Here is an 11312-nt window from a genome sequence, read left to right as displayed (position 1 = left end):
AGGTATTTTTTAAATTTGATTACTAATATTCCATTAAAATAAAACCAAAACTTTTTACACGCTTTATAAAATGCGTTGGAATGTGAGATTGTGTTTAACTCTATCAATCGCTATATTTCAAAGATTTTTGCGTAACAAAACCTTAAGCTAATCGTTACCAATCGTTACCACAAAAAAAGCCAAAAAGTTTGAAGATTCTAAAAAAGCGGTGGTTTTTAAAAAGATAGCCTAAAACATAGGATGGAGTGATAGGGAGCTAAAAGCCCAAATATAAAGCCTAAAAAGGAGTGCTTAAGAGATTTATTTAAAGCCCCCTACTAAAAGGTAAGCTAGGGCTATTTTACTATTTTTCAGACTTACTAGAGTCGCTAATTTGCTTTTCAAACTCTTGTTGCAAGGCTTGTTGTTGTTTTTCTTTCTTTGAAAGGCGGCGTTTTTTCTTGGGCTTTTTCTCTTTTTTTGAAGAAGCCTCTGGCTCTTTTGAAGCTGTTTCTTTGAGCGTGTTAGCATTAGTCATAGAATCTAGATCCGAATTAGAAGCGTTCTGTGTCCTCTTAGAAGAGCTTATAAATTCAGGGCTATCAGTATGGTTTTGAAGCTCCCCACTGCTCCTCTTTTGAAACGCTGCCTTAGTGTCTTTCTCAGCTTGTTCCTCCATTTTTTTAAGAGCGACTGCATCCAGTTTTCTAGCCTTTTCTTTTTGGCTCACCCTAACCATACTGATCAAGTATTTGATATACCCATCATACATATCCCCAAACTGCTCATGCAAAGCCCCAAAATCCGAGCCTTTGTAAAGCCAGTTAAACAAAGGGAGTGAAAGCTCTGTCCCTAAATCTTTAAGCACATGCTTATAAAACTTTTCTCTGTCATTCACCACAAAAGAAACCTTGCCATTCCTATGCTCATAATAACAAATCTTTTGTTCCACGCAATCTTCCAAACTCCCTTTAAAGAAAGCTCCAAAAGCGGATAAATCGCCCTTACTCATCTTGGTTTCAGAATACTGGTTAAAATTCTTCACGCGCTCTTTTTCCAAATCAACCATGCTCTTTAAAACCCTCTTGCGGTCTTTTTTCACATTCCCTGTGGAGCTTTCAGAAAACATAACATTGGGATCAACTGTAGTGTTAATAGTGGCAGAATCCGTTTCTGCTCTCAACAAAAAAGTCGTAGCCGCTAAAAAAAATAAAATCCGTTTCACACCAAACTCCTAATCAATATATAACCGCAACAAAAACAGATACCGTTCTTCATAAAAGCTCTCTTTTGAAATTTTCTTCTATTGATAAAGAACCACCTAGAATTCAAGCTGTTTTAGCCGTCTTAAAATACAGACTCTCAAAGGGTATTTATCATTTGGGTATGATACTATAAATATCCAAAAAATACAAACACTCCAAAAACTTTAACTCTAAAAATTTGAGACGCTCTTTACAGCTAAAGGATTTAAGAGTAGCAAGACCCACCCACCAGATAGATAGTCTCTATTTTAAGAGTCAACGCCCAAACGCCATGATAATTATAACACGAAAACGCCCTAATCCCCACAGCCAAAAGCTAGGGGCTTATGGCGTGGTTTTACAAAAATCAAAAAAAGTTAGCACACCCTAAGTGCTAATGCTTAGGATGGCTTGGTTTTTTCCCTTTTTTTCCCTTTTTTTCATGGTCATGAAAAGGACCTTCGCATGCACAATCATGCAAATCCAACCCCTCTTCACGATATTCTTTCATGGTCATTGTTTTCTTTTTGTTGGCAATCACTTCAAGAATTTCTTTTTTACGCTTGTTGCGATCTTCTTGGCTTAAAGAAGCTAAATTCTTATCCATCGCTTTTTTAAAATCCGCTTTATAACTTTTACGCTCTTCTTCTTTCATCACTGCTAATCGCTTATTGATTTCTGTGCGAAACTCTGGAACTTCGCTAGGAGCAACTTTCCCGGCTTGCTCCAATAGTTGCTTATCATCCATGCTCTTAAAATCGCTCGCATTCAAAAAAAGCCCCAAAAAAGTCCCTGTAAATAATAAAGAAAACGCCAATTTTTTCATCAAATGCTCCCAATTCAAAAATAAAATGAAATCGCAAGGATTTTACCACCTACTCCATTAAAAATAACTTATATTCCTTATTCTCATCAAATATTGATAAACCTTATTTATTAACGCTCTTTCATTTTTTTAAAAAATGGGATTTTGGTTACTTTGTTTTAATGCAAAACTAAGGGGATAGGGGTATTTTGAAATAGTTCCCCTACAACCCCAACTAAATCCCCTAACCCAAGAAGATCGCCTTTTTAAGAGAATATCGCTTGCTTGACGCAAGCTCTTTCATTGCTTAATCTTTTAAAAAATGCCTTTGAACATTTTTTATAATCAACAATCTGTGCTGTCTTTTGATTAGATAGGCTGCTTGCGATGACTAGCGCCACGCTATTGTTTAGTGAGTTTATGATAACGCTTTATAACGGCTTTAGCATAAGAAAAAAAGTCATAAAAGGCCATAAAGAGCAAAAGCCCTTTTCTATACCCCCCCATAAATTAACCCTAAAACACCTTAAAAGCTTACAATGTAACGCCAATAAAAGGCATAGGGGCGGTGAAAGGTGAATCTATAAGTAGTCCCTTCAGGTACATTATCCGCACTAGCGGTGTAGTAATTGTTGCGGATGGTTTGGATTTTCAAGCCAATTTCAAAACCTTGGTGTTTCGTGCCTAAACGAATCCCGCCATTCACTAAGACTTGGAAATTTGATGGGTGGAAACTCCCTCTATACTCTTCAGCCAAGTCCTTAAAATAATAGTTTGTTGGACCCCAAGAGGTACCGCCGATCGCAACGCCAAGAAAAAACCCAAAATGCAAGTTCTCACGATTGAAAATAGCTGGGTTAAACAACACATCTGTGCCAGCCCCATAGCCAAACATGAAACTTTGAGAACCCTTGCGAGCGTCTCTCATGCCATAATCATTATAAGTGTAGTACTTATAATAAGAGCTTGCAAAATCAAAGAATCCGTAATAACGCATTCCAAATTGTGGGGCTTTCTTAAAAAAATGCTTATACCCTACAACAAAACCAAAACCATTGATAGCGTATTGTTGGTTGCTTAAGCCCTTATACCCACGAGTCCCTAGAGCACCATGGGTAAGCCCTCCTGTTGGGTTTGACGCTGTAGGCATGTTAGGCGTGTTAGAGCCATAAGCCCCACTTTGATTACCATTACAATTCCCATGGGAACAATTTTGAGCGGTAGTGCTAAGCATACCCAACTGGTAATCAATCCCTATAAAAGCAGCATTTCTTTCACCTTTTTTGGTAGGGCTAGTCTTAATAGCACTTTGTTGCTTAGGGGTCTCTGCTGACAACAAGCTCGTCATTGCTAGAGAGATAGCACCTACTATAACAGATTTCTTCATGTATTCCTTCCTTCTACATTTTCTCTATTTGAGTTCTAAATGCTACATTCTACTATAAAATTGCTTTCTTTTTGATTAAATATAGCGATTGAATGAGAATAAATTGAAATAAAAATCAATTTTAGGAACTTTTTAGTAAAAATTCCTAAATCCTCTCACCTTTTTTAGGCTAAAACTAAAACCTTAACAGCCAACAGAGATTAAAGATGCTCTTTCACGCTCTCTAACACGCTCTTAAAAGCTTGCATGTCATTCATCGCCATGTCTGCTAAAACCTTGCGGTCTAATTCAATGTTAGCCACTTTTAAAGCATGCATGAAGCGCGAATAGCTTGTATTGTGCATTCTGCAAGCCGCATTGATCCTTACCACCCACAAACTCCTGAACTCTCTTTTCTTTTGTTTGCGATCCCTAAAGGCGTAATACATGCTCCTTTCAAGCTGTTCTTTAGCCTTTCTAAAATGCTTTCTTCTGCCACTATAAAACCCTCTAGCGAGTTTTAAGACTTTTTTATGGCGTCTTCTGCGCACAACGCCTGTTTTAACTCTCATTTCTTTACCTTTCTTTTTAAAATATTTTTAGGTGCGTTTTTAAAACGACTTTCCCTTAAATAAGGGGATTAACTCCACTTTCTAATGAGCATTCCTAAGCCCTGCAAAGCAACGACATGACAGAATGCGCGTTAGTGTGATGCACATGTTTTGGCGCGTTCAAATTAGCTTTACGCTTAGGGCTTTTTAGTCAAAATATGGCTCTTAAAAGCGCTGCCACGCTTAATCAAGTTTTTTTTGACTTTGAAACGCTTGGACGCGCCGCGATTAGTCTTCATTTTTGGCATGATTTTCTCCTTTCATAAGGTTAATACGATTAAAAGGCGGGTTATTTTCTTTGGTTTTCTTTTCATTTTTGGGGGTTTCTTTAGCCTTAGGCACAAACATCCATGAAACAAAACGCCCCTCGGTTTTTGGCTCTTTTTCAGGATTGGCTAAATCTTGCATCATCGTTTGGACTCTCAAAAGCACATCAAGCCCGGCTTTTGAGTTTTGGCTCTCCCTACCCTTTAAAACCACTTTGAATTTAACATGCTTGTTGGATTCAATAAATTCTCTCGCATGCTTGACTTTGTAGTTAATATCGTTTTGCGCGATTTGAGTGGAAAGCTTGATCTCTTTGATTTCAATTTGCTTTTGCTTTTTCTTGGCTTCCTTGATTTTCTTTTCATTTTGGTAGCGGAATTTATTATAATCCATCACCTTACACACAGGGGGCTTCGCGCTCGCTGAAATCAAAACCAAATCCAAGCCTAAATTTTGAGCGATTTTTAGCGCTTCTTTGGAAGAAATAATCCCATACACTTCGCCATCATCGCCCACGCAACGCACTTCTTTAAAATTAATGTCTCCGTTTAACAACACTTCGCTTCTACTCAAAAACTAACCTCTTGCATCTTAGATTCAACCATGTTTAAAAACTCCTTTAAGGGCATTTTATATTGAGCTTGTTTTTCTCTGTCTCTAATGGATAAAATTTCGGTCTCCACCTCTTCATTCCCTAACACTAAAATCATAGGGATTTTTTGCTTTTCGGCTAATCGCACTTTTTTATTCAAGCTGTCGTTTTTATCCAGCACTTCTACAAAAATATCGTGCTTTTTTAGTGCCTCTTTTAATTTCAAAGCAAAAACATGATGCTCTTCATTAATAGGGATGAGAGCGATTTGAGTGGGCGCGACAAAGAAAGGAAAATTCCCCCCAAAATGTTCGCTCAAAATCGCAATGAACCTTTCAAACGAGCCTAAAATCGCCCTATGGATCATCACCGGCTGTTCAGCGTGATTGTGTTCATTAGTGAAAGCGAGCTTGAAGCGTTCAGGCAAATTCATATCCACTTGAATCGTGCCGCACTGCCATTTACGCTTTAAAGCGTCAGTGATTTTAATGTCAATCTTAGGCCCATAGAAAGCCCCTCCCCCTTCATCAATTTTATAATCAATGCGGTGTTCTTTTAGGGCTTCTTTTAAAGCGTTAGTGGCCTTTTCCCAAACTTTATCATCGCCTATGGATTTAGCCGGCCTTGTGGATAATTCCATTTCATAACTAAAATCAAACGCTTGCATGATTTTATGCGTAAAATCTAAAATCGCACTCACTTCGCTTTGGATCTGTTCAAAAGAGCAAAAAATATGCGCATCATCTTGGGTAAATTCCCTAACCCTTAAAAGCCCATGCAACACGCCGCTTTTTTCATGCCGATGCACCACGCCGTATTCATAAAACCTTAAGGGCAAATCTCTGTAGCTGTGCAAAGCGCTTTGATAGACTTTAATATGCCCCACGCAATTCATGGGCTTTATGCCGTATTCTTGCTCATCAATCGTGGTGAAATACATGTTTTCTTTATAGTTGTCATAATGCCCGCTGATTTTCCACACATCGCTCTTTAAAATCTCAGGGCCTTTAACCGGCTCATAGCCTCTTAAAAGTAACGCCTTGCTCAATAAATCTTCAATGCGTTTCCTAAGCCTTGCCCCTTTAGGCAGCCATAAAGGCAAACCCGCCCCTATCTCATCATCAAAGCTAAAAAGCCCTAGCTCCACGCCTAGCTTTCTGTGATCCCGTTTTTTCGCTTCTTCTATTTGGAAAAGGTAGTCTTTTAAGCCCTCTTTGGTGGCAAAAGCGATGCCATAGATTCTAATGAGCATTTCATTGTTTTCATCGCCACCCAAATAAGCCCCAGCCAGTTTAGTGAGCTTGAAATGGTTTAAAAAACGGGTGTTTGGGAGGTGTGGCCCCTTACACAAATCTTCAAACTCGCCTTGTTGGTACACGCCAAATATATCGCCACTGATTTTACTCATCACCGCATGCTTTAATTCATCGCCCTTAAAACGCTCCAAAGCTTGCTCTCTGGTTAAAACCTCTTTAGTGATAGCGAGCTTTGACTTCGCAAACTCTTTCATTTTCGCTTCAATTTTAGGCAAATCCTCTTCGCTGATTTTTGAAGAAGTCTTAAAATCGTAATAAAACCCCTCTTCTACCACAGGGCCTACAAAAAATTTCGCGTCCGGATAAAGGGCTTTCAAGCTTTGCGCGAGCAAATGCGCGCATGAATGCCTGATCACTTCTAAAGCCAAAGGCGAATCATCAAAAAATATCGGCTCGCTCCCTTTTAACGCTTCGAACCCATCGCTCAGCCCTAAGACTTTTGCGCTCTCTAAATCTATTATTTGCTCGTCTTTATAAACAGCAATCAGTTCCGCACTCATTCTTTAAAACTTATGTTTCCTTTCTTTAATACTTTTTCAATATTTTTTCAATGCTTTTAGCAATCTTTTGAGCCAAACCCGCATTGCACTTGCGAATCCACTTTCTCAGCTTTAGGGTCGCTCATAGGCTTTAAACACGCTTGTAAAAACACCATACAAAACAAATTCAATAGCAACCGCCTATACAAAACCACCCTTTCTATTCAAAAATACCTAACTAACCGCTCATTATACAATAAAATCATAAACCAAAAAGAATACACCCCCTTATTAACAAAGCTTAGAACACAAACTGGCTAAAACTAAAGCTCTATCATGCTATTATTGTTATATTTTTGTTTTAAGAAACTTAATGATCATTTTAAGGGAGTTTTGTGCGATATATCAAGTTTTTCAAAGAGTTGAACAATAAGAATGTGAATCTAGTTGGGGGCAAGAACGCTAGCATTGGTGAAATGTTTCAAGAATTAGTGCCAATTGGTATTAAAGTGCCTGATGGCTTTGCGATCACGAGCGAAGCGTATTGGTATCTTTTGGAGCAAGGGGGGGCTAAGCAAAAAATCATAGAGCTTTTAGAAAATGTTGATGCCACGGAAATTGATGTGTTAAAAATCCGCTCCAAACAAATCAGAGAGCTTATTTTTGGCACGCCTTTTCCTAGCGATTTAAGAGATGAGATTTTTCAAGCTTATGAAATTTTAAGCCAGCAATACGACATGAAAGAAGCCGATGTGGCGGTAAGGAGTTCCGCTACTGCAGAAGATTTACCGGACGCTTCTTTTGCCGGGCAGCAAGACACTTATTTAAACATTAAGGGTAAAACAGAATTGATCCATTATATCAAATCCTGTTTAGCGTCGCTTTTTACCGACAGAGCGATTAGTTATAGGGCGAGTCGTGGGTTTGATCATCTAAAAGTCGCGCTGAGCGTGGGGGTGCAAAAAATGGTGCGAGCGGATAAAGGCAGTGCGGGCGTGATGTTTTCTATTGACACTGAAACCGGTTTTAAAGACGCGGTGTTTATCACTTCAGCGTGGGGGTTGGGCGAAAATGTGGTGGGCGGCACGATAAACCCTGATGAATTTTATGCGTTTAAGCCCACTTTAGAGCAAAACAAACGCCCCATTATCAAACGCCAACTCGGCAATAAAACGCAAAAAATGGTCTATGCCCCAAGGGGTAGCGAACACCCCACCAGAAACATTAAAACCACCAAAAAAGAATGGCAGTCCTTTTCATTGAGCGATGAAGACGTGCTGATTTTAGCCAAATACGCCATTGAAATTGAAAAACACTACTCTAAAGAAGCCAAACAATACCGCCCTATGGATATAGAATGGGCTAAAGATGGCGAGAGCGGGGAAATCTTTATCGTTCAAGCGCGCCCAGAAACCGTTCAAAGCCAAAAAAGTAAAGAAGAAAGTCAAGTCTTTGAAAAATTCAAATTCAAAAACCCTAACGAAAAAAAAGAAATTATCTTACAAGGCAGAGCGATTGGGAGTAAAATTGGCTCAGGGAAAGTGCGTATCATCAATGATTTGGAGCACATGAATTCTTTTAAAGAGGGCGAAATTTTAGTTACAGACAATACCGATCCAGATTGGGAGCCTTGCATGAAAAAAGCGAGCGCGGTTATCACCAATCGTGGAGGGCGCACTTGCCATGCTGCTATTGTGGCTAGAGAAATTGGCGTGCCAGCTATTGTTGGGGTAAGCGGGGCGACTGATAGCCTTTATACCGGCATGGAAATCACGGTTTCTTGCGCTGAGGGCGAAGAGGGCTATGTGTATGCAGGCATTTATGAGCATGAAATTGAAAGGGTGGAGCTTTCTAACATGCAAGAAACTCAAACAAAAATTTACATTAACATTGGAAACCCTGAAAAAGCCTTTAGCTTTTCTCAACTCCCTAATCACGGCGTAGGGCTGGCCAGAATGGAAATGATTATTTTAAATCAAATCAAAGCCCACCCCTTAGCTTTAGTGGATTTGCACCACAAAAAAAGCGTGAAAGAAAAAAATGAAATTGAAAACCTCATGGCAGGCTATGCTAACCCTAAAGATTTTTTTGTGAAAAAAATCGCTGAAGGCATTGGCATGATCAGCGCGGCGTTTTACCCTAAACCCGTCATTGTAAGGACTAGCGATTTCAAATCCAATGAGTACATGCGCATGCTTGGCGGCTCTAGCTATGAGCCTAATGAAGAAAACCCCATGCTTGGCTATAGGGGGGCTAGTCGGTATTATTCAGAGAGCTATAATGAAGCGTTTTCATGGGAGTGTGAAGCCTTAGCACTAGTAAGAGAAGAAATGGGCTTGACGAACATGAAAGTGATGATCCCTTTTTTGCGCACCATTGAAGAGGGTAAAAAAGTCCTAGAAATCTTAAGAAAAAACAATTTAGAATCCGGTAAAAATGGGCTTGAAATTTATATCATGTGCGAATTACCGGTGAATGTCATTTTGGCTGATGATTTCTTAAGCTTGTTTGATGGCTTTTCTATTGGATCAAACGATTTAACCCAGCTCACTTTAGGCGTGGATAGAGACAGCGAGTTAGTCAGCCATGTCTTTGATGAAAGGAATGAAGCGATGCTAAAAATGTTTAAAAAAGCGATTGAAGCTTGTAAAAGGCACAACAAATATTGCGGGATTTGCGGGCAAGCCCCAAGCGATTACCCTGAAGTGACAGAGTTTTTAGTCAAAGAGGGCATCACTTCCATTTCTTTAAACCCTGATAGCGTGATCCCCACTTGGAACGCCGTAGCCAAGTTAGAAAAAGAGTTGAAAGACCATGGCTTAACTTGATAATAAATGGGTTAATTTAACTTGAGTGGGTTTTTTCGTATTAGTTTCCATGATATAATTTTGAAAGGTGAGATTGTTTTTTGAAAAAAGGTTGGTAATGGAATCAGTAAAAACAGGAAAAACAAATAAGGTTGGCAAGAACACAGAGACAGCTAACGCAAAGGCAAATAAAGAGACTCATTTTAAACAAGCGAGTGCCATTACAAATATGATCAGATCAATTGGTGGGTTTTTTACAAAGATCGCAAAGAAAGTTAGAGGACTTGTAAAAAAACACCCCAAGAAAAGCAGGGCGGCATTAGTAGTATTGACCCATGTTGCGTGCAGGAAAGCGAAAGAATTAGATGATAAAGTCCAAGATAAATCCAAACAAGCTGAAAAAGAAAATCAAATCAATTGGTGGAAATATTCAGGATTAACAATAGCGACAAGTTTATTATTAGCCGCTTGTAGCGTTGGTGATATTGATAAACAAATAGAGTTGGAACAAGAAAAGCAAAAGACAGAACAAGAACAACAGAAAACAGAACAAGAAAGACAGAAAACAAACAAGAGTGGGATAGAACTCGCTAATAGTCAAATAAAAGCAGAACAAGAAAGACAAAAGACAGAACAAGAAAAACAAAAAGCAAATAAGAGTGAGATAGAGTTAGAACAGCAAAAACAAAAGACAATTAATACACAAAGAGATTTGATTAAAGAACAGAAAGATTTCATTAAAGAAACAGAACAAAATTGCCAAGAAAAACATGGCCAATTGTTTATTAAAAAAGCAAGAATTAAAACCGGTATTACTACTGGTATTGCTATAGAAATAGAAGCTGAATGCAAAACCCCTAAACCTACAAAAACCAATCAAACCCCTATCCAGCCAAAACACCTTCCAAACTCTAAACAACCCCGCTCTCAAAGAGGATCAAAAGCGCAAGAGCTTATAGCTTATTTGCAAAAAGAGCTGGAATCTCTGCCCTATTCACAAAAAGCTATCGCTAAACAAGTGGATTTCTATAAACCAAGTTCTATCGCTTATTTAGAACTAGACCCTAGAGATTTTAACGCTACAGAAGAATGGCAAAAAGAAAATCTAAAAATACGCTCTAAAGCTCAAGCTAAAATGCTTGAAATGAGAAATTTAAAACCAGACCCACAAGCCCACCTTTCAACCTCTCAAAGCCTTTTGTTCCTTCAAAAAATATTTGCTGATGTTAGTAAAGAAATAAAAGTAGTTGCTAATACCGAGAAAAAAGCAGAAAAAGCGGGTTATGGTTATAGTAAAAGGGTGTAAGGCATAAGAAAACACCATAAAATCGTTTTTAGCTTCTAGGAGACATCAATCAGTTTCTTGCCATAGAAAAATCGCTTATTATTATTATTCCCTTTAAAAGGGTGTGAGTTTAAGGTATAAGGGAAACTTGTATCAAGTTTTGTTGGAATGGATTAGAAAAATCTGATTGGATTGATCCTCACAATTTTTCAAACCAATTGTTTAATAGCGATTAAATATGGCTATATACACTACAATAATAAGATTTTGAAAAGTGAGATTGTTTTTTGAAAGGATTTAAATGCCTGTTATAAGGGTTTTAGTGATGCTTGCAACAATGATGATGAAATTAGTAAAAACGGCAAAAGAAAAGAAAGTTTTTAAGAATGTGGGAATGTCTATAATGGGGATTGCTTTTTGGGAGGCGATAAAAGACTCGATAAAAAAACAAATTAAAAAAAGCGATTGGATATGTGGGAATGTTAAGACTGCGGATGATTATTTAAAAACGCATCCTAACTCATGGTTTAATTCAGCAATAGGTGTAACAGCTATAACAGC

The 11312-nt window shown here is 38.4% G+C and carries 8 protein-coding genes and 3 pseudogenes; 4 read left to right on the top strand and 7 right to left on the bottom strand.

Going from position 1 to position 11312, the window contains the following annotated elements:
- Positions 1–343 precede the first annotated feature (343 nt).
- On the bottom strand, positions 344–1204 hold the full coding sequence (locus tag AYS37_RS00995) for a hypothetical protein (protein ID WP_000821511.1): 861 nt from the start codon (positions 1202–1204) through the stop codon (positions 344–346).
- Here AYS37_RS00995 and AYS37_RS09005 point away from each other — a divergent pair.
- Positions 1128–1321, top strand: a pseudogene (locus tag AYS37_RS09005) (hypothetical protein). The gene AYS37_RS00995 and the pseudogene AYS37_RS09005 sit on opposite strands and share 77 nt — an antisense overlap.
- 296 nt (positions 1322–1617) lie before the next feature.
- Here AYS37_RS09005 and AYS37_RS00990 read toward each other — a convergent pair.
- The 6 genes and pseudogenes from AYS37_RS00990 to thrS all read right to left on the bottom strand — a co-directional run bounded on the left by AYS37_RS00990 (position 1618) and on the right by thrS (position 6680).
- On the bottom strand, positions 1618–2049 hold the full coding sequence (locus AYS37_RS00990; RefSeq protein WP_000731682.1) for a DUF1104 domain-containing protein: 432 nt from the start codon (positions 2047–2049) through the stop codon (positions 1618–1620).
- A 505-nt stretch (positions 2050–2554) separates the two neighbouring features.
- Positions 2555–3415, bottom strand: a complete 861-nt coding sequence (locus AYS37_RS00985; RefSeq protein WP_000750224.1) for an outer membrane protein — start codon at positions 3413–3415, stop codon at positions 2555–2557.
- A 200-nt stretch (positions 3416–3615) separates the two neighbouring features.
- Positions 3616–3966 (bottom strand): 50S ribosomal protein L20, encoded by a 351-nt coding sequence (gene rplT, locus AYS37_RS00980; RefSeq protein ID WP_001264175.1) that lies wholly within the window; start codon positions 3964–3966, stop codon positions 3616–3618.
- A gap of 94 nt (positions 3967–4060) precedes the next feature.
- A pseudogene (gene rpmI / locus AYS37_RS00975) lies at positions 4061–4253 on the bottom strand (50S ribosomal protein L35).
- On the bottom strand, positions 4234–4845 hold the full coding sequence (infC, locus tag AYS37_RS00970) for a translation initiation factor IF-3 (protein WP_000091346.1): 612 nt from the start codon (positions 4843–4845) through the stop codon (positions 4234–4236). Before infC ends, rpmI begins: the two are co-directional and overlap by 20 nt.
- Positions 4842–6680: a threonine--tRNA ligase gene (gene thrS / locus AYS37_RS00965; RefSeq protein WP_001271752.1), complete on the bottom strand. Its 1839-nt coding sequence runs from the start codon at positions 6678–6680 to the stop codon at positions 4842–4844. The genes infC and thrS overlap by 4 nt, the downstream gene beginning before the upstream one ends.
- Positions 6681–7054: 374 nt before the next feature.
- Here thrS and ppsA point away from each other — a divergent pair, with 374 nt between their 5' ends.
- The 3 genes and pseudogenes from ppsA to AYS37_RS08450 form a co-directional block, all read left to right on the top strand.
- On the top strand, positions 7055–9487 hold the full coding sequence (gene ppsA / locus AYS37_RS00955; RefSeq protein ID WP_001269077.1) for a pyruvate, water dikinase: 2433 nt from the start codon (positions 7055–7057) through the stop codon (positions 9485–9487).
- A gap of 97 nt (positions 9488–9584) precedes the next feature.
- On the top strand, positions 9585–10772 hold the full coding sequence (locus AYS37_RS00950) for a DUF874 family protein (RefSeq protein WP_000446659.1): 1188 nt from the start codon (positions 9585–9587) through the stop codon (positions 10770–10772).
- Between the two features lie 280 nt (positions 10773–11052).
- Positions 11053–11312 (top strand): annotated as a pseudogene (locus tag AYS37_RS08450) (DUF874 family protein); the annotation flags it as partial.

The organism is Helicobacter pylori NQ4053, assembly GCF_000274605.1.
In the GTDB taxonomy this organism is placed as follows: domain Bacteria; phylum Campylobacterota; class Campylobacteria; order Campylobacterales; family Helicobacteraceae; genus Helicobacter; species Helicobacter pylori_CV.
This window is presented reverse-complemented; position numbering and strand designations above follow the sequence as displayed.